The organism is Streptomyces lydicus (assembly GCF_004125265.1).
GTDB lineage: Bacteria > Actinomycetota > Actinomycetes > Streptomycetales > Streptomycetaceae > Streptomyces > Streptomyces lydicus_C.
Window position 1 is genome coordinate 7161585 of the sequence record NZ_RDTE01000003.1, and the last position, 19530, is coordinate 7181114.

Here is a 19530-nt window from a genome sequence, read left to right on the forward strand (position 1 = left end):
TCCCCGGTGTCACGGGCGGAAATGACGTTGCAGACCCTGCCATACGTCGTCGTAGCCATGCTGCAGATGGCCGGCGTCCCTGGCCTGTTCGGTCAGCGTCAGCGGCCAGCGGGTCTCGAACATGAAGGCCAGCCCGTCGTCGATCTTCTGCGGGCGCAGCTCGGCGGCGCTCGCCCGGTCGAAGGTCTCCCGGTCGGGCCCGTGCGCGGACATCATGTTGTGCAGCGAGCCGCCGCCTGGAACGAAGCCCCCTTCTCCGGCCGTCTTGGCGTCGTAGGCGCCCTCGATCAGTCCCATGTACTCGGTCATCACATTGCGGTGGAAGTACGGCGGCCGGAAGGTGTCCTCGCCGACCAGCCAGCGCGGCGCGAACGCCACGAAGTCCACGCCCGCCAGCCCCGGGGTGTCGGAGGGGGCGGTGAGCACGGTGAAGATCGACGGGTCGGGGTGGTCGTAGCTGATCGAGCCGATGACATTGAAGCGGCGCAGGTCGTAGACGTAGGGGACATGGTTGCCGTGCCAGGCGACGACGTCCAGCGGCGAATGGTCGTAGGTGGCAGTCCAGAGCCGGCCGCAGAACTTGTTCACGACCTCGACGGGGCCCTCGACGTCCTCGTAGGCGGCGACCGGTGCGCGGAAGTCCCGGGCGTTGGCCAGACCGTTGGCGCCGATCGGGCCCAGGTCGGGGAGCTGGAAGGGGCGGCCGTAGTTCTCGCAGACGTAGCCGCGGGCGGCCGGGCTCTGCCCGCCGTCGGGCGCGGTGTCCAGCAGCTCGACGCGGAAGCGGATGCCGCGCGGGATCAACGCCACCTCGCCCGGTTCGGCGTGCAGCAGGCCGAGTTCGGTGCGCAGCAGCAGTCCGCCGCGTTCCGGCACGATCAGCAGCTCGCCGTCCGCGTTGCCGAACACCCGCCGCTCCATGGAGGTGTTGGCGCAATAGAGGTGGACGGCCATGCCCGTGCGCTGGGTGGCGTCGCCGTTGCCGCCCAGCGTCCACAGCCCGTCCAGGAAGTCGGCCGGGCCGGCGGGCGCGGGCAGCGGGTTCCAGCGCAGCCGGTTGGGGTCGGGGGTGCAGTCGGTGAACGGCGCCGAGCGCAGGGCGCCCTGCGCGGCGCGGACGAACGGCGGATGCGCGGCGGAGGGGCGGATACGGTAGAGCCAGGAGCGGTGGTTGTGGCTGCGCGGTTCGGTGAACGCGGAGCCGCTGAGCTGTTCCGCATACAGGCCGAGCGGTGCGCGCTGGGGGGAGTTGCGGCCCACCGGCAGCGCGCCCGGGGCGGCCTCCGAGCTGTGCTCGTTGCCGAACCCGGTGCTGTACGCCAGCCCTTCGGCCGTCTTCCTCGCCTGCTCGTTGCCCGTGCCTGCCATCGCGTGCTCCCGCCGCTCAAGGAATCCTATGCAGGACCTTAGGATTGCTATCGGGGGGCGTCAACGGAGGCTCCCGGCCGCGTCGGCCGGATCGCGGCGGTCGGTCGCATCGCAGCGGTCGGTCGGACCGGGGGCGGTCGGACCGGTGGCAGTCGGACGGCGGGGGACGGCCGGACGGCGGGGGTGGTCGGACAGGGGGCCGGTTCGCGGCGGGTCAGCAGGCCGGCTTCAGCAGTCCGGTTTCGGCGGGCAGGCTTCGTGCGCCGGTTTCGGCGGGCCGGTTTCGGTGCACCGGATCGCGGCGAGGGCGCTCACGCCCGTCGGGACGGCGGGCAGGATGGACAGGTGCAGCAGCCGCCCCCTCGCCCCGGTCCTCCGCCCCCTCGCCCCGGCTCCCCGTCCACGTCCCTGCGCCGTGCACCCGTCCAGCAGCGCAGCGCCCAGCGCCTGGCCAGAATCCTCGACGCGTGTGCCGAGGTCTTGGAGGAGACCGGATACGACGAGCTGAGCACCCGGACCGTGGCCGGCCGCGCCGGTGTCCCGATCGGCTCCGTCTACCGCTTCTTCCCCAACAAGCGCGCCATGGCCGAGGCCCTTGCCCGGCGCAATCTCGACGCCTACGCGGACCGCATCACCGCCCGGCTGACCGCGCAGGCCGGCCGGCCGCTCCAGTGGCGCCATGCGATGGACGTGGTGGTCGACGAATACCTCGCCATGAAGCGGACCGTGCCGGGCTTCGCCCTGGTGGAGTTCACCGTCCCCGCTCCGCAGGCCTCCCGGCAGGCCAATTACGAGGTAGCCGACCGGCTGCGTGCCCTCTTGGCCGGTCCGCTCGGCCTGGACACCGCCGACGAGCGGCTGCGCACCGCCTTCCTGGTCGGTGTCGAGACGGCCGACGCGCTGCTCCAGCTCGCCTTCCGTACGGACCCGGCCGGCGATCCCGCCATCGTCACGGAGGCCAAGGAACTGCTCCGGGCCTATCTGGCGCGTTATCTGGACGGGGCGGGGGCGGGGGCGGGTGCGGGCTCGGGGGAGGGGTGAAGGGGGAGGCGGGGAAGCGCGCGTGGTTGCCGGTTGTGCGCACGCCCGTCCGGTGGGATCCGTATTGACCTGGGGTTTTGCTCGTATTGCTCGCGTGTCAAGGCCTTGTTAACAAAAGTTAAGGGCACCTACCGTCGCCTGAACTGCCAGCCCCCGGCAGATGTTCAAGGGTGAACGTGAGGTACCACTGATGCTGACAATCCTCGGATTCGTCATGATCGCCGCCTTCCTGGCGCTGATCATGATGAAGAAGATGTCACCGATGGCCGCGCTGGTGCTCATACCCGCGCTGTTCTGCGTCCTGGTCGGCCAGGGCGCGCACCTGGGCGACTACGTCCTCAAGGGCATCGGCGACCTGGCCCCCACGGCCGCGATGCTGATGTTCGCCATCATCTACTTCGGGGTGATGATCGATGTCGGACTCTTCGACCCGGTCGTCCGCGGCATCCTGAAGTTCTGCAAGGCCGACCCGGTGCGGGTGGTGCTCGGCACGGCCCTGCTCGCCGCGATCGTCTCGCTCGACGGCGACGGCTCCACCACCTTCATGATCACCGTCTCGGCGCTCTACCCGCTCTACAAGCGGCTGAAGATGAGCCTCGTGGTCATGACCGGTGTCGCCGCCACCGCCAACGGCGTGATGAACACACTCCCCTGGGGCGGACCGACCGCCCGCGCCGCCACCGCCCTCAAGCTCGACGCCGGCGACATCTTCGTCCCGATGATCCCGGCCCTGGCCGTCGGCCTGGTCGCCGTGTTCGCCCTCGCGTACGTCCTCGGCCGGCGTGAGCGCAAGCGGCTCGGCATGCTGACCCTCGGCGACACCCGGCTGGTGACCGAGGCCGCGGAGGAGAAGGAGACGACGAAGGAGACCGAGCAGGTGCTGGTCGGCGCGGGTGCCGGTGGTGCGGGACTCGTCGGCGGCGGTGCGCAGCGAGGCACCGGTGGCGCGGGCGCGGGCTCCGGCGGCCAGGCCGACGCCGATGCCGAGAGCGACAGCGGCAGTGGCACCGACATCGGCACCGAAGGCGACGACGACGGCCTCCAGGTCCTGGACCCGCAGCGGGCCACCCTGCGCCCCAAGCTCTACTGGTTCAACGCCGCGCTCACCGTCGCGCTGCTCACCCTGCTGATCGTGCAGGCCCTGCCGATCCCGGTCCTCTTCCTCCTCGGCGCGGCCCTCGCCCTGACCGTCAACTTCCCGCACATGAAGGACCAGAAGGCCCGGGTCGCCGCGCACGCCGAGAACGTGCTCAACGTCTCCGGAATGGTCTTCGCCGCCGCGGTCTTCACCGGCGTGCTCACCGGCACCGGCATGGTCGAGCACATGGCCCGCTGGCTGGTCAGCGGCATCCCCGACGCACTCGGCCCGCACATGGGCATCGTCACCGGCGTCCTCAGCATCCCGCTGACCTACTTCATGTCCAACGACGGTTTCTACTTCGGTATCGTGCCGATCCTCGCCGAGGCCGGCGCCGCCCACGGCGTGGCCCCCATCGAGATCGCCCGTGCCTCCCTCGTCGGCCAGGCCCTGCACATGTCCAGTCCGCTGGTCCCCGCCGTCTACGTCCTCGTCGGCATGGCCAAGGTCGAGTTCGGCGACCACACCAAGTTCACCGTCAAGTGGGCCGCGCTGACCTCCCTGGTGGTCCTGGGCGCCGGTGTGCTCTTCGGCATCCTCTAGCTGACCGGTACCGGCAACGGCGCCGGCGCTCCGTCTGACCGGCAACCGGCCAGGCCAGGTCGCCGCCCCCGCCCCCGCCGGCGCCGGCGGGGGCGGGGGCGGCCGGACTCGCGGGCACTGCCGCGCCCTAGGGTCGTGGTGACCGCCACAGCGGGAGACTGCGGGCCCGCCCTGCCCTCGTCGGCGTCGTCGTCGTCCCACACGGTGTGGCGGATTCCTGGCGCGCGCAAAACTACCGGCGCTAGTTTGGGTGGACGACCAGCAGCCGGCTCGGGAGGACCACGACGTGACGCAGCACGACGCGATGTACATCGACGGAAGCTGGCGGCCCGCCGCGGGCAGCGGCACGATCGAGGTCGTCAACCCGGCCGACGGGCAGGTCATCGCCACCGTCCCGGCCGGCTCGGCGCAGGACGTGGACGCCGCGGTCCGTGCCGCCCGCGCGGCGCTGCCGGGCTGGGCCGCCACCCCGCCCGCCGAGCGTGCGGCCCACCTGGCCGCGCTGCGCGACCAACTCGCCGCGCGCACCGCGGAGATCGCCGAGACCGTCACCGCCGAACTCGGCTCGCCGCTCGACTTCAGCACGGCGGTGCACGCCGGGGTGCCGCTCGCGGTCTGCGGCTCGTACGCCGAACTGGCCGGCATGTACTCCTTCGAGGAGAAGATCGGCAACTCCACCGTGCTGCACGAACCGGTGGGTGTGGTGGGTGCGATCACGCCCTGGAACTATCCCCTGCACCAGATCGTCGCCAAGGTCGCCCCGGCGCTCGCGGCCGGCTGCACGGTGGTGCTCAAACCTGCCGAGGACACCCCGCTGGTCGCCCAGCTCTTCGCCGAGTGCGTCGACGCGGCCCGGATACCTGCCGGGGTCTTCAACCTCGTCACCGGACTCGGCCCGGTCGCCGGGCAGGAGCTTGCCGGGCACGAGGGGGTCGACCTGGTCTCCTTCACCGGCTCGACGGCCGTCGGCAAGCGGATCGGTGCCCTCGCGGGTGCCGCGGTCAAGCGGGTGGCACTGGAACTGGGCGGCAAGTCGGCCAATGTCATCCTGCCCAGCGCCGATCTGCCCAGGGCGGTCGCGGTCGGCGTCGCCAATGTCATGGCCAACTCCGGCCAGACCTGCAGCGCCTGGACCCGGATGCTGGTCCACCAGGACCAATACGCCGAGGCCGTCGAGCTGGCGACGGCGGCGGCCGCCAAGTACGTCCCGGGGGAGCGGGTCGGCCCGCTGGTCAGCGCCAAACAGCGGGACCGGGTGCGCGGCTACATCGAGCAGGGCATCGCCGAGGGCGCACGGGTCGTGGCGGGCGGACCGCAGGCGCCCGCCGGGACGGGCTTCTACGTCACACCGACCGTCTTCGCCGATGTCACCCCGGAGATGACCATCGCCCAGGAGGAGATCTTCGGCCCGGTCCTGTCGATCCTGAAGTACGAGGACGAGGACGACGCCGCCCGGATCGCCAATGGCACCATCTACGGGCTGGCCGGCGCGGTCTGGGCGGGCGACGACGCCGAGGCGGTCGCCTTCGCCCGCCGCCTGGACACCGGGCAGGTCGACATCAACGGCGGCCGGTTCAACCCCCTTGCCCCCTTTGGCGGTTACAAGCAGTCCGGCATCGGCCGCGAGCTGGGCCCGCACGGACTGACCGAATATCTGCAGACCAAGTCGCTGCAGTTCTGATCGGGCGGAGGGCGGGGGCCATGCCGGCCCCACCGGCCCCACCACCCCTGTCACCCCTGCCACCCCCGTCAGTCCCGCCAGTCCCGCCAGTCCCGCCAGTCCCGCACTCCGACTCCGCACCGAGGAGACTCCTTCCGTGGTCCGCGCCGCCGTACTGTCCGCCGTCAACGCCCCATTGCGGGTCACCGAGATCAACCTGCCCGAGCCCGGCCCCGGCCAGGTGCGCATCCGGCTCGCCGCCGCCGGTGTCTGCCACTCCGACCTGTCCCTGTCCAACGGCACCCTGCGCCAGCCGGTCCCGGCCGTCCTCGGTCACGAGGGCGCGGGCACCGTCACCGCGGTGGGCCCTGAGGTGACCACGGTGGCCCCCGGCGACCAGGTCGTCCTCAACTGGGCGCCGTCCTGCGGTGACTGCCACTTCTGCGGGCTGGCCGAGCCGTGGCTGTGCGCCCGCTCCGGCCATGCCGCGGACGCTCCGTACGCCACCCTCGCCGCCGACGGCACCGACCTCTACCCCGGCCTCGGCACCGCCGCGTTCGCCGAGGAGACCGTGGTGCCCGCGCGGGCCGCGCTGCCGCTGCCCGACGGGGTGCCGCTCGCCGACGCGGCGCTGCTGGGCTGCGCGGTGCTCACCGGCTGGGGCGCCGTGCACCACAACGCCCGGGTACGGGCCGGGGAGTCGGTCGCGGTCTTCGGCGTCGGCGGGGTGGGCCTGGCCACGCTGCAGGCCGCGCGGATCGCCGGTGCGGGACCGATCGTTGCCGTGGACGTCTCCCCGGAGAAGGAGGAGCTGGCCCGCGCCGCGGGCGCCACCGAGTTCGTGGTGGCGGGCGACGACACCGCCAAGCGCATCCGCAAGCTCACCTCAGGCGTGGGCGCCGATGTCGCCGTGGAGTGTGTGGGCCGCGCCGACACCATCCGTACGGCCTGGTCGTCGACCCGCCGCGGCGGCCGCACGACGGTCGTCGGCATCGGCGGACAGGACCAGCAGGTGACCTTCTCCGCCCTGGAGCTCTTCTACTTCGGCCGGACCCTCTCCGGCTGCGTCTACGGCAACAGCGACCCCGCCCGCGATCTGCCCGTCATCGCACAGCACATCCGCTCCGGCGCCCTCGACCTGTCCGTCCTGGTCACCGAGCGCATCACCCTGGACGACATCCCTTCCGCCTTCGACGCCATGCAGGCGGGTAAGGGTGGGCGGGCGCTGGTGGTGTTCTAGGCGGCGGGGCGGGCAGGGCGGGGCCGGGCCGTCAGGAAGGCCGGCGGGAAGGTTCGAGACCCCGTACTTCACCGGCTCCCGCGTAACCGCTCACCGGCATCGAGGCGTTGGTGCAACTTACCGGTCGAGTGCTTTGCGTTGCGCCGGGCTGAGGCGGTCCGCTCTCGCGGCGAGCGCGTACGTCCGGGGCCCGACGGTCCTCAGGACGAGGGGATCGGCGATGGCCGGCTGCCGTTGGATCGCGTCCAGGGCCGCGGTGGCGCGGTCCCGGGGCCAGTCGAGCGCGGTGGCCAGTACGCCCAACGTCAGCGGGCGGCCGGTGTGTACGAGGGCGGCGAGCACGGTCAGCGCGTCATACACGGCGGATTCGGTGAGGGCGCTGCCGCTCATCTGTTGGCTGAGTTGGGCGAAGAACCGACCCATCGCGCCGAGTCGGTCGCCGGCGGCCGACTCGGCGCCGAAGATCCCGATGCCCCGCTGTGCGGCGGTCGCGATCTTGGCGTGTGCGCCGGTATCGGCTTTCCACGCCCGGAGCCAGGCGTCGTCGTCGATCACGTACCGCTCGCGGCGCCCGCCGGGATCCGGCCGGCGCAGCACCAGTGCCATGGTCTCCAGATAGCCGATGGACTTGGATACCGAGGCAGGGCTGACGTGTAGCCGGTGCACCAGGTCGGCCGCCGTCAGGCCGTCGGCGTCAGCGGTGAGCAGGCACACGAACACCCGGGAGGTCATGCGAGGCAGGCCGGTCGCGGCCAGCAGCGTCGCGAACTCGTCCACGAAGCCGCGCACCACCTCGGCCGGCTGGACGTCTGTCGTCGTCTCTGCGGTCCGGGGCGGCTTGCGCCGGCGGGCACGGTCGTTGGAGACCTGCTGCGCGTGGTCGGCCAAGTAGGGGGCGGATGCCCCGTTGTGTGCGACCTCGCGACTGATCGTGGACGTCGGTCGGCCGAGCCGTCGGCCGATCTCGGCGTACCCGAGCCCTTCGGCCAGCCACGCCGCGATCCGCCGGCGGTCCTCGTAGGTCAGCCTGCCCCCTGGCACCGATGCAACCCCTTTCCTTGCGTTCAGCGACAGTACATTGCAACGACCCGAATGAGGAAGTTGCATTCATTCACAACTCTGTTGCAACGATGCATGGTTGGCGGGAATTTGCACGCCTGTTTCGTTGACGCAATCTGAAACGCAACGTAGCTTTTCCTCATTCGGAAAGAGAGGGTCAAGATGTACGTGATGGTCGTGTCGACAGTCTCGGATGACGGCAAGTTCTGGAGCGGGCTGAAGAAGGCACACGCCAAACTCCCCAAGGGCGCCACGTGGAAGCTGGCAGTCGCGAGCCAGGACGGAGCCAAGGCGGTGAATGTGATCACCCACGACTCCATCGACGGTGTCCGGGACTTCTTCGAGGCATACGCCGGCGCTTACGCCACGACGGAGTACTTCGAAGCGGACGCCGCGAACGCGGTCGGTCTCCCGCGATGACGCTCGACCTACCGCGGATCCAGGCCCGGGTCGCCGAACTCCTGGCGGAGTACGCGATCCCGAGCGCCGCGATCGGTGTGCTCCGCGATGGAGAGCTCACCGAATTCGCGGTCGGTGTCACAAACGTGGAAACGCTAGAACCCGCGACGACGGACACCGTCTACCAATGTGGCTCCATGACCAAGACCTGGACCGCACTGGCCTTCATGCAGCTCGTCGACGAAGGGAGAGTTGACCTCGACGAGCCGGTGCGGACGTATCTGCCCGGCTTCACGGTGGCCGATCCCGGGACGAGCGCAAGGGTCACCCCTCGTCACCTGCTGCAGCACACCAACGGTATCGAGGAAGCCTATGGCGACCCCGGCGAAGACGAGGACGTCTACGCCCGCATGGTCGAGAACATCGCCGACGCACCCCAGGTTTTCCCGTTGGGTCACACCCACGGCTATAGCGCGGCGCTGGGTTACGCGATTCTCGCGCGGATCCTGGAGGTGCACGACGGCGCACACTGGGACGACGTCATGCGGCGGCGCCTCTTCGACCCCATGGGTCTTACCAGCACGAACAGCTGGCACGAGCAGACGGACGAAGCCCGGGCCGCGACCGGGCACCTGATCCGTTCTCCGGAAGAGGGGCCCATCGTCACACCGGTGCGCCACTTGCCACGCGCATTCGGCCCCGGCGGAAACATCACCTCGACGTCCAGGGACGTGCTCGCCATGGCGCACGTCCTCCTCAACAACGGCACGGCGCCGAGTGGAAGGCGAATCGTCTCAGCCGAGAGTGTGCGAGAGATGCTGTGTTCGCGGGTACCCGTACCGGATCCGCATGCGTTCGGGCCGGCCTGGGCACTCGGCCTCATCGTAGGTGACTGGCACGGTGAAACCGTCTATGCGACCGACGGCAGCACGATCGGCCAGAATGCCCGGCTGCGGATCCTGCCGGACTCGAACACCGCCATTGCCATGCTGACCAACGGCGGACCGCGGGAGAACTTCTTTCACACGGTGTTCAACGAGATCCTGACCGGCCTCGGCATGGTTACCATTCCGGACCTGCATGCACCGGACTCCACGCTGAACCTCGACCTTCCCAGGTACGAGGGGGTTTATGAGCGCCCCGGCGCACGGTACGAGGTGTCAGCCGAAGACGGAAAGCTGTACCTGACCCTGGTCCTTGACCCGATGCACGCAGAGTTCCTCCAAAAGCCGGACCGCATCAGATATGAGCTGCTCCCGGTGAGCGAAACCCATTTCCTGATGCCACCGGCGGATCCTTTGGAAGACACCCAAACGGTCGCGATCTACGACTTCACGAACGGCGTCGCCCAGTACCTCCATACCAACTGCCGGGTGAACCCGCGGCAAAGGTGACCATACGGTCTCCGGCGTCGCGGCAGCCGGATCGAGAATTCCCAGGTCGCCGTGCATTTCGTCTATGCAGGCAAGCACGGGCACGCGGCGGCGGACCGGGAGTTGTACGTCCCCCGCTCGTGGACGCCGGACCCGGAGCGCTGCCGGGCGGCAGGCAATGATGATCGTGGCCAGGCATACCGAAAAGCACAGAGGATGGAGCCTGGACGTGCAAGCTCCATGCCTCCTGCCGACCTCGACGTCGGGGTCGGCAGCGGGTGGCGCTGCTTACGGCAACCATCGCACTGGGGTCACTCGGCGGATGTGGATGAGCATGTCGAATGCATCGGCAAGGGAAGCAACGGCGAGGTGCTCGTCGGCGTCGCGGGACGGGTCGTAGACGCCGCTGATAACGCGGGCCTTCGCCGGTCCGTCCCATTGGCGACGCACCGCTTCGCGGCGCAGATCCAGCCAGTGGGCGGGCAGATCCGTCTCACCGAGCCTCGCGTCGATCAGATCTCCGGCCGGCTCCGGGACCACGGCGACACCGAGGTCTCTGTGATGGAATCCGATCGCCACGGAGACGTACTGCGCGTCGTACCACTTGCGCAGCAGACTGCCTTCGCTGGGCTGGGGACCACGCTCGGGAGCGAGCGGACTGGTCACCGCGGCTGCCGAAGTGTGGCCGATCCCGTCCCAGTAGACCACCCGCAGACCGGTCCGACGCTGGTAGTCGCCGATGGCACCAGCCCGTACGGCGATATCGTCCGTGGACAACCCTTGCCCGGCGACGCTGCGTTCGTGGAAGTCGACGATCATTCGCATCCGCGCCAGGATGCCGTCGGCGTGGTCGGCGTGGTCGGCGTGGCCGGCGTCGGGCAACGACCGGATCAGCGCGAGCGCGTCGCGGGCATGGTCGGCGAACGGGCGCCCCGGGTGAATTCCCCGGGCGCGCTGCACATGCTCCGCGGTGTGGTGAGCTGTCCGGATCGGTGCCAGGTGAGACGCCACCTCCGCCAGCCGTTCCGGCGCCGACCCGCGTACGTGGTCCAGGACGGCGTCGTAGTCCTCGGGCTGCGCCTGCACGGGACTCACGCCGAAGATCCGGATGGGGTCGTTCGGGTGCTCCCGGTTGAACGCCCGAATCCACTCCAATGCCGCGGCCATCTCGACGGTGCGCCAGGGGCGCCAGGCGCTGCCGAGGGCGGATGCGGCATCACCTTCGTCTGCGTGCACGTACCTGTCGAGGCCGGCGGCGATGCTGACGCTGTCCTGTAGGGCCAGCGCCCGGAACCCGTGTTGCTGGACCAGCCTGCGGAAGAGTTGGTCCCGTACCCCGAAGGTTTCCCGGGAGAATCGCGTGGACTCCCCGATGCCGACGATCGTTGTCGCGGCGGCGATCCTCTCGGCAAGCTCATCGAGCGCGGCGTCGGACAGTGGGCCGACGTCGGCTTGCTGCGGATCGGAGAACCCGGTGTGGGAAGGAGAGGAGCCGCGGGGAGCGGCGGTGTCGTTGTTCATGCCTCCCAGGCTCCTACCTAAAGTTCAGTTGAGGTCAAGGAGATTGGTGTGGCCGGCCTCCGGGTTGGCCCGACGGGTGTCGGCCGTCACGCCTGCCTGAGGTTCGAGAGTGGGCCGGGTTTCGCGGCTTGGGGGCGCGACGCTTCGTACCGGGCAGCCCACTTCGCGGACGCCGAAGAGCCGATCGCCCGGAAAGGGTGATAGGAGGTGTCCCGGCCCAGCGTGGCCCGTCCCGGCGCGGCGCGTCCCGCGCTCAGTCGCCGTTCGGCGCTGCGAGTTCCGGGTGCTGCAGGGCCAGGCCGTCCACCAGTGCCTGCAGTCCGGTCTCGAATGCGCCCTCGTCCACCTGGCGTTGATGCTCCGCGAGGAGGTGGGCCTGGCCCAGGTGCGGGTAGTCGGCGGGGTCGTAGGCGCTCGGGTCGTCCACGAAGCCGCGGGCGAACGAGCCCAGCGCGGAACCGGCCACGAAGTAACGGACCATCGCACAGACCCGGGTGGCCTGGGCGGGAGGCCAACCCGCCTCGACCATCCCGCCGAACGCCGCATCGGCCATCTTCAGTCCGGCCGGGCGGCGGCCGGGCCCCTGGGCGAGGAACGGCACGATCTGCGGATGCGCGGCGAGTGCCGCGCGGTAGGAGCGGGCCCAGGCGAGCAGCCCGGCGCGCCAGTCGGCGCCCGCCTCGAAGCCCGACACATCGACCTGGGCGATGACCGTGTCGGCCACCGCGTCGAGGATCTCGTCCTTGGTCGTGAAGTGGTTGTAGAGGGACGGCCCGCTCACGCCCAGCTCCGCCGCCAGGCGACGGGTGGAGAGCGCCGGCAGCCCTTCGGAGTCGATGAGCGCCAGCGCCGTGGAGACGATGCGCTCGCGGCTCAGCAGGGGCTTGCGGGGTCGGGCCATGACGCACATAGTAGGGGCTGCCCATCGAAAACTAGCAGTGCTAATTAAGTGTCATCGTGCGTGTGCTCGCCCACGGCCTCGTCCCCATGCCCACGTCCTCGTCCACGTGCGCGACCTCGTCCATGTCCACGATCTCGTCCACAGGGAGCCCGGGATGAATCTGGAACTCAGCGCGGAGCAGACCGCGGTACGGCAGCTCGCCAAGGACTTCGCCGACCGCGAGATCGCCCCGTACGCCACCGCCTGGGACCGCGCGGAGCAGGTCGACCGCGGCATCGTGAGGAAGCTCGGCGGCCTCGGCTTCCTAGGGCTCACCGTCCCCGAGGAGTACGGCGGTTCCGGTGGCGACCACCTCTCCTATGTCCTGGTCACCGAGGAGTTGGGCCGCGCCGACTCCTCGGTGCGCGGCATCGTCTCGGTCTCCCTGGGGCTGGTGGCCAAGACCCTCGCCTCGTGGGGCGACGAGGAGCAGAAGCGGACGTGGCTGCCGCGGCTCACCTCCGGCGAGGCGGTCGGCTGCTTCGGCCTGACCGAACCGGGCACCGGCTCCGACGCCGCGAACCTCGCCACCCGGGCGGTCCGCGACGGGGACTCGTACGTCATCGACGGCACCAAGATGTTCATCACCAACGGCACCTGGGCCGATGTCGTGCTGCTCTTCGCCCGCACCGGCGGCGCCCCGGGGCACCAGGGCATCAGCGCCTTCCTCGTCCCGGCGGACAGCCCCGGCCTGGAGCGCCGTGAGATCCACGGCAAGCTGGGGCTGCGCGGCCAGGCCACCGCGGAGCTGGTCCTGGACGGCGTACGGGTCCCGGCCGCCGCCATGCTCGGCCCCGAGGGCAAGGGGTTCTCGGTCACGATGTCCGCGTTGGCCAAGGGCCGGATGTCGGTGGCAGCCGGCTGTGTGGGCATCGCCCAGGCCGCCCTGGACGCCGCGCTCGGCTACGCGGGCGAGCGCGAGCAGTTCGGCAAGCCCCTCGCCCGGCACCAGCTGGTGCAGGAGCTGATCAGCGACATCGCCGTGGACGTGGACGCGGCGCGCCTGCTGACCTGGCGGGTGGCCGATCTGATCGAGCGCGGCGAGCCGTTCGCCACCGCCGCCTCGAAGGCCAAGCTGTTCGCCTCCGAGGCCGCGGTGCGGGCCGCCAACAACGCCCTCCAGGTCTTCGGCGGCTACGGCTACATCGACGAGTACCCTGTCGGCAAGCTGCTGCGGGACGCCCGGGTGATGACCCTGTACGAGGGCACCAGCCAGATACAGAAGCTGGTCATCGGCCGCGCGCTGACCGGGGTCTCCGCCTTCTGACCGGCCCGTCCGCAGGCGCCCCGGCCGCCTTGCCACCGATCCCTAAGCGCTTGCTCAGCAGCGCGATATGGTGTTCGATCCGTCAGAGGAGGGTCCCTGGCGGATCGAGGAGCGGGGTAGGCGATGGGTGCGGCGGCAAAGCGGGCCGAAGAGGAGAACCAGGAGTGGGCCGGGGTGACCCCGGACGCCGCGCGACGCCTGGTCAGTGCCGCCGTCGAGGCCTTCGCCGAGCGCGGCTACCACGCCACCACCACCCGTGACATCGCCGGCCGCGCCGGTATGAGCCCGGCCGCCCTCTACATCCACTACAAGACCAAGGAAGAGCTGCTGTACCGCATCAGCGGTATCGGCCATGAGAAGGCGCTGCGCATCATGGACGCCGCCGCCGGGGCCGAGGGCAGTGCCACCGAGCGCCTCCGCGACGCCGTGCGGACCTTCGCCCGCTGGCACGCCGAGCACCACACCACCGCCCGGGTCATCCAGTACGAGCTCCAGGCGCTGAGCCCCGAGCACTACACCGAGATCACCGGTCTGCGCCGCCGTACGGACCGGGTGCTGCGGCAGATCATCCAGGACGGTGCGGACAGCGGGGAGTTCCAGGCCGACGATGTGCCGGGCACCACCCTCGCGGTGCTGTCGCTGTGTGTGGACGTCGCCCGGTGGTTCACGGCCCAGGGCCCGCGGTCACCCGACGAGGTCGGCACCCTCTATGCCGACCTCGTGCTGCGCATGGTGGGCGCGTCGGTCGTCTGAACGGTGCGGCTCTGCAGGGTACGGCCGACTGCAGGGCGCCCCCTACTTCTTGTAGCTCCTTGCCCATTTCCGGAATGTGGCGACCCCCATCGCCAAGAGCCCCGCTCCGATGCAGAAAAACCAGATGGACAACAACGTCGCCCCGACACCGGTCTCCCGGAAGCGTGACCCGCTGCCGATCCAGGACTCGACCACGTCGAGCTTCTCGCCGGCCGGATAGTCCTCCGCGTTCTCGAGCTTTCCTCTCTGTCCATCGTCGATATCCCCGCCGCGAGGGGTGAAGGCGCCACCGCACTCGTAGTCGGAATTCTTCCTGCTGGGGTTGGTATCGGTGCAGTAATCGACCTTGAAGGTGCCGCGTGTGCCCACCAGGCCGGTGGCCTGCACGCCCTGGACGCCGTTGAGGACGACAAATCCGGCACCGACAAGGGTGAGCACGAGACCGAGCAACAGCCCGATGACCCGCCATCCCCATGCCGGCTTCGGCTCCTTCTGCTGTTTGTTGCTCGCCTTACGCGATATCGCACTGCGCATCCGAGCACCCTAGTGCGGTCGTGGCGCTTCGCCGCCCGCCAGGCGGGCGGACTGCTGCGGCCAGGCGCCCGCTACAGGTAGAAGCGGCTGACCGACTCCGCCACGCAGACCGGCTTGTCGCCGCCCTCGCGCTCGATGGTCACGACCGTGGCGAGTTGGACGCCGCCGGGCACCTCGGTGACCTCCGCGATCCTGGCGGTGGCGCGCAGCCGTGAGCCGACCGGGACGGTGGCGGGGAAACGGACCTTGTTGGTTCCGTAGTTGATGCCCATCTTCACGTTGTCGACCCGCATCAGCTGCGGTACGAAGGCGGGCAGCAGCGACAGCGTCAGGTAGCCGTGCGCGATGGTGGTGCCGAAGGGGCCGGCCGCGGCCTTCTCCTGGTCCACATGGATCCACTGGTGATCGCCGGTGGCCTCCGCGAACAGGTCGATCCGCTTCTGGTCGATCTCCAGCCAGTCGCTGGTGCCCAGCTCCTCACCGACTGCGTCGCGCAGTTCGTCGAGCGATCCGAACACTCGGGGCTGTGCCATTCTCGTCCGCCTCCTCGGGATCCATCCGCCGCCGCGGTGCACCGGCCGATGCTTACTAAGCGCTTGCTCAGCATGCTGAGTGCGGGTGCCCGCTGTCAACGGTCCGGCGAGTCCCGGAGGCCGGGAGACGCCGTCGACCACGGCGACCGCACGCGTCCCGTACGGAGCCAGTCCCGGAGGCCGGGAGACGCCCGCGAGGGTCGCCTAGGGTTGAACCGTGCCCCAGCTTCCGTACAAGGTTCATGAGCTCACCGTCGGCCAGCTCTCCGCGCGCAGCGGTGCCGCGGTCTCCGCGCTGCACTTCTACGAGTCCAAGGGGCTGATCAGCAGCACCCGGACGGCGGGCAACCAGCGGCGCTACACCCGTGACGCGCTGCGCCGGGTCGCGTTCGTGCGGGCGGCGCAGCGGGTGGGGATCCCGCTCGCGGTGATCCGTGACGCGCTGGCCGAGCTGCCCGATGAACGCACACCCAACCGCGCCGACTGGGCCCGGCTCTCCGCGGTCTGGCGCGCCGAGCTGGACGAGCGGATCACCCAACTCGTCGAGCTGCGCGACCGGTTGACGGACTGCATCGGCTGTGGCTGCCTCTCGCTGGAGACCTGCGCGCTGTCCAACCCGTACGACAACCTCGGTGAGCAGGGGCCCGGCGCGCGACGGCTGCGGGTCGACCGGAGGGTCAAGGACCCGGAGGGGGCGCAGCAGCGCGCGGGCGGTGAGCAGCGGCCTCCGCGGAGTACTCGGTCCGGCGAGTGGGACGGGCAGGGCTGCTCGCCGGACGACGGGCAGGGCTGCTGTACGGACGACGAGTCGTGAGGCGCGGAAGCGCCCGTCCCGTCGTGGTGCGGCTGCGCCCGTCCCATAGCGCGGAAGCGCCTGCCCCGTCATCCGGGTGCGCCCGCCCCACGGCGGGGCGGGCGCGGGTGTTCCGGCTCCGTCACCACATGGACGGGGTGCGGTCCGCCCATGGGCGGGCCTGCTCCAGCTGTGCCGACAGCGCGATCAAGGTGGCCTCGTCGCCGTAGCGCCCGGCCAGCATCACCCCGATCGGCAGTCCCTCGGCGTTCCACTGCAGCGGGACGCTCACCGCGGGCTGGCCGGTGGCGTTGTAGAGCGCGGTGAACGGGGTGAAGGCGCCGATGGCGGCGAACTCGGCTTCCGGATCGGCGTCGTTGCGCAGGGCGCCGACCGGCACCGGAGGAGCGGCCAGTGTGGGCGAGAGGATCACGTCATAGCCGGTTCCCGGCGGCATCAGGCCGTCCGCGACGGACTGGGCGAGGAGCCGGAACGCGTACATCGAGCGTGCGAACTCCGCGCCGGAGACCTCGGCGCCGCGGGCGCGCAGCGAGCGGGTGAGCGGCATCAGCAGCTCCTCGCGCTCCGGCGGCACGGGGCGGCTCGCGGCGAGCACCGACCAGACACGGGTGAAGGCGAGCAGGATGCCGTCGTCGGCCGGCAGGGACAGCTCCTCGACCTCGTGGCCGAGCCCGGTCAGCAGGGCGGCGGTGTCGGTGGTGGCGGTGCGGCAGTCGGCGTGGACCTCTAGGCCGGGGACGGGCGGCTCGGTGAGGCAGGCGATCCGCAGCCGTCCGGGGTCGCGGCGGGCATGGTCGGCGAAGGTCTCCCCGGGCGGCAGTGGTGGCGCGGCGAACGGATCGCCGGGCATCGTGCCCGCCATGACGTCCAGCAGGGTGGCCGCGTCCGCGACCGTACGGGCCAGCGGTCCCGAGGTGGCCAGGCCGGAGACGTCGTGCAGCAGCGGGCCGCCGCTGATCCGGCCGCGGCTGGGCTTGATGCCGAACAGCCCGCAGACGGAGGCCGGGATACGGACCGAGCCGCCGCCGTCGCTGGCGTGCGCGAGCGGTGCCAGGCCGCCGGCCACGGCCGCGGCCGCCCCGCCGCTGGAGCCGCCGGCCGAGCGCTCCGGGTCCCACGGGGTGCGGGCGGGCGGTGCCAGGTCGTTCTCGGTGTAGCACGGCAGCCCGAATTCGGGGGTGTTGGTCTTGCCGAGCAGGATCGTGCCGCCCGCCCGCAGTTTGTGGACGACATGGTCGTCGACGGTCGGCACATGCTCGGCCAGCGCCCGGGAGCCCATCGTGCAGCGCACCCCGGCGACCTGGTTGAGGTCCTTCACGGGGACGGGGACGCCGTGCAGCGGCGGGAGCGCACGGCCCTCCCTGCGGGCCGCGGTGGCCTCGCTCTCGGCGTCCGAGGCCTGCTTGCGGGCTATCTCCGGGGTGCGGGTGAGGAACGCGCCGAGTGAGTCGTCGAGCCGCTCGATCCGCGCCAGATAGTGCTCGGTGAGCTCCACGGGGGAGAGCTCACCCGACCGGATCTTCTCGGCCTGTGCGAGCGCGGTCAGATCGTGCAGGTCGGCCATGGACGTCCAGCCTCTCCTCAGGGTGCCCGCACGGCCCTGGTGTCGTACGGGCGGGAGGGCCGACGACACCAGGAGGGCGCGATGCCGGTATGGGTGGTCAGCCCGTGAACAGTTGTTTCAGCTTGAGGGCCGGCTCGTAAAGGCCGTAGCGGAACCGGATACCGAACCGGCACCGGATGAGGGCGGACAAGAGGGTGCGGTGGGCGGGACGAGCCGGCGGCTCCACCCCGGAGGGGCGACGATGCGGAAGCGGGCGAACGCGATCATGCGGCGGAGGTACCTCGCTGTCATCCGCCGGGAAGGCCGCTCAGCAAGGTCGCCGCGGCGGACACCAGCTGGGCATTGGCGGTAGCCGGCCGGCCGTCGGGCAGCAGCAGGGTGTCCTCGATGCCGATCCGGGTGGACAGGCCCAGCTCGCCGGCCAGCCGCAGCACGGGCCAGGCCCCGCCGTCCATCCCGTGCAGCAGCACCGGGCGGCCGGGCGCGGCGCCGGCCACAGCGGTCAGCAGCTCACGCGCGAGGGGCGGCGCGGACCCGGGGTCGGTGTCCATCACCTCGGCCAGCACCCGCAGCACCCGCGGCGCGAGCGGTGAGCGGGCGAACGACTCCGCGGCGTCCGTGCCCGACCAGATGCCGGCCTCGATGCCTATGCCGCGCTCCAGCAGGGCGGCGGCGACGGCTTCGGCGCCCGGCTCGTGCCAGTTCACCGAGGCATGGTCGGGCAGCACCGTCCAGGAGCGGACCCGCTCGGCGCGGACCGCGGGATCCGGCTCGCACCAGGCGCCGGTCGTCACCCCTACCGGGACATCCACCACCGCCCGGACGGCTTCCAGGGCGACGGCGACCACTCGCGGCGCGAGGGAGTCCTCGCCGCACGGGGTCTTGGGGTGGACATGGACATCGCGGGCACCGGCCGCCACCGCCTGCTGCGCAGCCTCGGCGAGGGCGGCCGGTGACACCGGAACCGCCGCGGAATCGGCCGCCGTACGGGGGGCCGTTGAGACAGACCTGAAGCATGCCCCGATGATGACAGCAGGGTATGACAGTGGCTCTGATTCCGGCCGTTCCGGTGTCACCGGCCGTACGGCGGCCCCAGGTGTATTGCCCTGTGAGGTGGGGACGCGGCCGGCGCCTCAGGCCGCCGCGAACGCCCCCGCCTCGTGTACCCGCACCCGGCCCGCCGTGGTCAGCGCCTCGTGCGTCAGCACGGACGGCGGGGCCAGTACGCCGCACTGCAGGCAGGCCGGTCCGGGGGCCGGTGCGTCCACCGCATCCGGGAGCCAGGCGAAGCGGGTGCCGCCGCACACCGGGCAGTCGCGGCGTGGCCGCCCCGCTTCCATCGCCACGATCATGCGGCGCAGCACCACCGCGAGGCGGGCCGCGGGGTGGCGCTGCGGTGACTCGCACGGCACGATGTCGCAGCCGCCCCAGGTCCGCCGGTGCCATTCGTCGATCGCGCCGGGCTGCCGGATGCCGTCGTGTTTCTCCTTGCGGCGCCGGGCGGCGAATTCCTCCTCGTACGCGAGCCAGAGGGTGCGGGCCTCTTCCAGCTCGGCGAGCGCGGCCATCAGCCGCTCCGGATCGGGGTCGCGGTCCTGGGTCGCGATACCGGCCCGGGTGCACAGGTGGTGCCAGGTCGCGCGGTGCCCGTAAGGGGCGAAGCGTTCAAGGCACTTGCGCAGGGCGGTGCGTCGCTGGGCCGCGACGAGACGTGGATTGCGGACCTGCTCTGCGAGGGCTCTGAAACCGGCCATTTCATCCCACCTCCGTGGGGAGGATCCGA

17 protein-coding genes and 2 pseudogenes are annotated in these 19530 nt (G+C 70.9%); 10 read left to right on the plus strand and 9 right to left on the minus strand.

Going from position 1 to position 19530, the window contains the following annotated elements:
* Positions 1-9 precede the first annotated feature (9 nt).
* Positions 10-1368, minus strand: coding sequence for a homogentisate 1,2-dioxygenase (gene hmgA, locus D9V36_RS34000; RefSeq protein WP_129297142.1), 1359 nt, complete (start codon positions 1366-1368; stop codon positions 10-12).
* A gap of 345 nt (positions 1369-1713) precedes the next feature.
* Here hmgA and D9V36_RS34005 point away from each other — a divergent pair, with 345 nt between their 5' ends.
* The 4 genes from D9V36_RS34005 to D9V36_RS34025 all read left to right on the plus strand — a co-directional run bounded on the left by D9V36_RS34005 (position 1714) and on the right by D9V36_RS34025 (position 6990).
* Positions 1714-2409 (plus strand): TetR/AcrR family transcriptional regulator, encoded by a 696-nt coding sequence (locus D9V36_RS34005; protein ID WP_129297143.1) that lies wholly within the window; start codon positions 1714-1716, stop codon positions 2407-2409.
* Positions 2410-2599: 190 nt separating this feature from the next.
* Positions 2600-4090 carry a CitMHS family transporter gene (locus tag D9V36_RS34010; protein WP_129297144.1) on the plus strand — a complete coding sequence of 497 codons (1491 nt, stop codon included), beginning with the start codon at positions 2600-2602 and terminating at the stop codon, positions 4088-4090.
* A gap of 286 nt (positions 4091-4376) precedes the next feature.
* Positions 4377-5771 carry an aldehyde dehydrogenase family protein gene (locus tag D9V36_RS34015; RefSeq protein ID WP_129297145.1) on the plus strand — a complete coding sequence of 465 codons (1395 nt, stop codon included), beginning with the start codon at positions 4377-4379 and terminating at the stop codon, positions 5769-5771.
* A 136-nt stretch (positions 5772-5907) separates the two neighbouring features.
* Positions 5908-6990 (plus strand): Zn-dependent alcohol dehydrogenase, encoded by a 1083-nt coding sequence (locus D9V36_RS34025; protein WP_129297147.1) that lies wholly within the window; start codon positions 5908-5910, stop codon positions 6988-6990.
* Positions 6991-7107: 117 nt separating this feature from the next.
* Here D9V36_RS34025 and D9V36_RS34030 read toward each other — a convergent pair whose 3' ends face one another.
* Positions 7108-8031, minus strand: a complete 924-nt coding sequence (locus D9V36_RS34030; RefSeq protein ID WP_129297148.1) for a GbsR/MarR family transcriptional regulator — start codon at positions 8029-8031, stop codon at positions 7108-7110.
* Between the two features lie 189 nt (positions 8032-8220).
* Here D9V36_RS34030 and D9V36_RS34035 point away from each other — a divergent pair, with 189 nt between their 5' ends.
* From D9V36_RS34035 to D9V36_RS34045, 3 genes and pseudogenes are all read left to right on the plus strand, one after another.
* On the plus strand, positions 8221-8469 hold the full coding sequence (locus D9V36_RS34035; RefSeq protein ID WP_241721139.1) for a hypothetical protein: 249 nt from the start codon (positions 8221-8223) through the stop codon (positions 8467-8469).
* Positions 8466-9842 carry a serine hydrolase domain-containing protein gene (locus D9V36_RS34040; RefSeq protein ID WP_129297150.1) on the plus strand — a complete coding sequence of 459 codons (1377 nt, stop codon included), beginning with the start codon at positions 8466-8468 and terminating at the stop codon, positions 9840-9842. The genes D9V36_RS34035 and D9V36_RS34040 overlap by 4 nt, the downstream gene beginning before the upstream one ends.
* A 27-nt stretch (positions 9843-9869) precedes the next feature.
* Positions 9870-10008: pseudogene (locus D9V36_RS34045) on the plus strand (transposase); the annotation flags it as partial.
* Between the two features lie 101 nt (positions 10009-10109).
* On the opposite strand, the gene D9V36_RS34050 reads toward D9V36_RS34045, so the two are convergent.
* Together D9V36_RS34050 and D9V36_RS34055 are read right to left on the minus strand one after the other, a co-directional pair.
* On the minus strand, positions 10110-11342 hold the full coding sequence (locus tag D9V36_RS34050) for an erythromycin esterase family protein (RefSeq protein WP_129297151.1): 1233 nt from the start codon (positions 11340-11342) through the stop codon (positions 10110-10112).
* Between the two features lie 253 nt (positions 11343-11595).
* On the minus strand, positions 11596-12243 hold the full coding sequence (locus D9V36_RS34055) for a TetR/AcrR family transcriptional regulator (RefSeq protein WP_129297152.1): 648 nt from the start codon (positions 12241-12243) through the stop codon (positions 11596-11598).
* 154 nt (positions 12244-12397) lie between these two features.
* On the opposite strand from D9V36_RS34055, the gene D9V36_RS34060 reads away from it, so the two are divergent.
* Positions 12398-13549 (plus strand): acyl-CoA dehydrogenase family protein, encoded by a 1152-nt coding sequence (locus tag D9V36_RS34060; RefSeq protein ID WP_129297153.1) that lies wholly within the window; start codon positions 12398-12400, stop codon positions 13547-13549.
* A gap of 123 nt (positions 13550-13672) precedes the next feature.
* Complete coding sequence (locus tag D9V36_RS34065) at positions 13673-14302, plus strand: TetR/AcrR family transcriptional regulator (RefSeq protein ID WP_129297154.1); 630 nt, start codon at positions 13673-13675, stop codon at positions 14300-14302.
* Positions 14303-14344: 42 nt separating this feature from the next.
* Here the strand turns inward: D9V36_RS34065 and D9V36_RS34070 are convergent, their stop codons facing one another.
* Together D9V36_RS34070 and D9V36_RS34075 are read right to left on the minus strand one after the other, a co-directional pair.
* Positions 14345-14836: a hypothetical protein gene (locus D9V36_RS34070; protein ID WP_129297155.1), complete on the minus strand. Its 492-nt coding sequence runs from the start codon at positions 14834-14836 to the stop codon at positions 14345-14347.
* Between the two features lie 71 nt (positions 14837-14907).
* The gene (locus tag D9V36_RS34075) at positions 14908-15369 is read right to left on the minus strand and encodes a MaoC family dehydratase (RefSeq protein ID WP_129297156.1); all 462 of its coding nucleotides are present in this window, start codon (positions 15367-15369) and stop codon (positions 14908-14910) included.
* Positions 15370-15586: 217 nt separating this feature from the next.
* On the opposite strand from D9V36_RS34075, the gene soxR reads away from it, so the two are divergent.
* The gene (soxR, locus tag D9V36_RS34080) at positions 15587-16183 is read left to right on the plus strand and encodes a redox-sensitive transcriptional activator SoxR (RefSeq protein WP_241721140.1); all 597 of its coding nucleotides are present in this window, start codon (positions 15587-15589) and stop codon (positions 16181-16183) included.
* A 121-nt stretch (positions 16184-16304) separates the two neighbouring features.
* Here soxR and D9V36_RS34085 read toward each other — a convergent pair whose 3' ends face one another.
* From D9V36_RS34085 to D9V36_RS34095, 3 genes and pseudogenes are all read right to left on the minus strand, one after another.
* Positions 16305-17747 carry an amidase gene (locus tag D9V36_RS34085; RefSeq protein WP_129297157.1) on the minus strand — a complete coding sequence of 481 codons (1443 nt, stop codon included), beginning with the start codon at positions 17745-17747 and terminating at the stop codon, positions 16305-16307.
* Between the two features lie 287 nt (positions 17748-18034).
* Positions 18035-18764: pseudogene (locus tag D9V36_RS34090) on the minus strand (3-keto-5-aminohexanoate cleavage protein).
* A gap of 116 nt (positions 18765-18880) precedes the next feature.
* Positions 18881-19501 (minus strand): hypothetical protein, encoded by a 621-nt coding sequence (locus D9V36_RS34095; RefSeq protein WP_129297158.1) that lies wholly within the window; start codon positions 19499-19501, stop codon positions 18881-18883.
* Positions 19502-19530: the final 29 nt, after the last annotated feature.

What these genes read in the sequence shown, in the direction of transcription:
- hmgA (WP_129297142.1), bottom strand. Translation starts at nt 1,368, where the DNA reads ATGGCAGGCACGGGCAACGAGCAGGCGAGGAAGACGGCCGAAGGGCTG.
- D9V36_RS34010 (WP_129297144.1), top strand. Translation starts at nt 2,600, where the DNA reads ATGCTGACAATCCTCGGATTCGTCATGATCGCCGCCTTCCTGGCGCTG.
- D9V36_RS34035 (WP_241721139.1), top strand. Translation starts at nt 8,221, where the DNA reads ATGGTCGTGTCGACAGTCTCGGATGACGGCAAGTTCTGGAGCGGGCTG.
- D9V36_RS34040 (WP_129297150.1), top strand. Translation starts at nt 8,466, where the DNA reads ATGACGCTCGACCTACCGCGGATCCAGGCCCGGGTCGCCGAACTCCTG.
- D9V36_RS34050 (WP_129297151.1), bottom strand. Translation starts at nt 11,342, where the DNA reads ATGAACAACGACACCGCCGCTCCCCGCGGCTCCTCTCCTTCCCACACC.
- D9V36_RS34055 (WP_129297152.1), bottom strand. Translation starts at nt 12,243, where the DNA reads ATGGCCCGACCCCGCAAGCCCCTGCTGAGCCGCGAGCGCATCGTCTCC.
- D9V36_RS34060 (WP_129297153.1), top strand. Translation starts at nt 12,398, where the DNA reads ATGAATCTGGAACTCAGCGCGGAGCAGACCGCGGTACGGCAGCTCGCC.
- D9V36_RS34065 (WP_129297154.1), top strand. Translation starts at nt 13,673, where the DNA reads ATGGGTGCGGCGGCAAAGCGGGCCGAAGAGGAGAACCAGGAGTGGGCC.
- D9V36_RS34070 (WP_129297155.1), bottom strand. Translation starts at nt 14,836, where the DNA reads ATGCGCAGTGCGATATCGCGTAAGGCGAGCAACAAACAGCAGAAGGAG.
- D9V36_RS34075 (WP_129297156.1), bottom strand. Translation starts at nt 15,369, where the DNA reads ATGGCACAGCCCCGAGTGTTCGGATCGCTCGACGAACTGCGCGACGCA.
- D9V36_RS34085 (WP_129297157.1), bottom strand. Translation starts at nt 17,747, where the DNA reads ATGGCCGACCTGCACGATCTGACCGCGCTCGCACAGGCCGAGAAGATC.
- D9V36_RS34095 (WP_129297158.1), bottom strand. Translation starts at nt 19,501, where the DNA reads ATGGCCGGTTTCAGAGCCCTCGCAGAGCAGGTCCGCAATCCACGTCTC.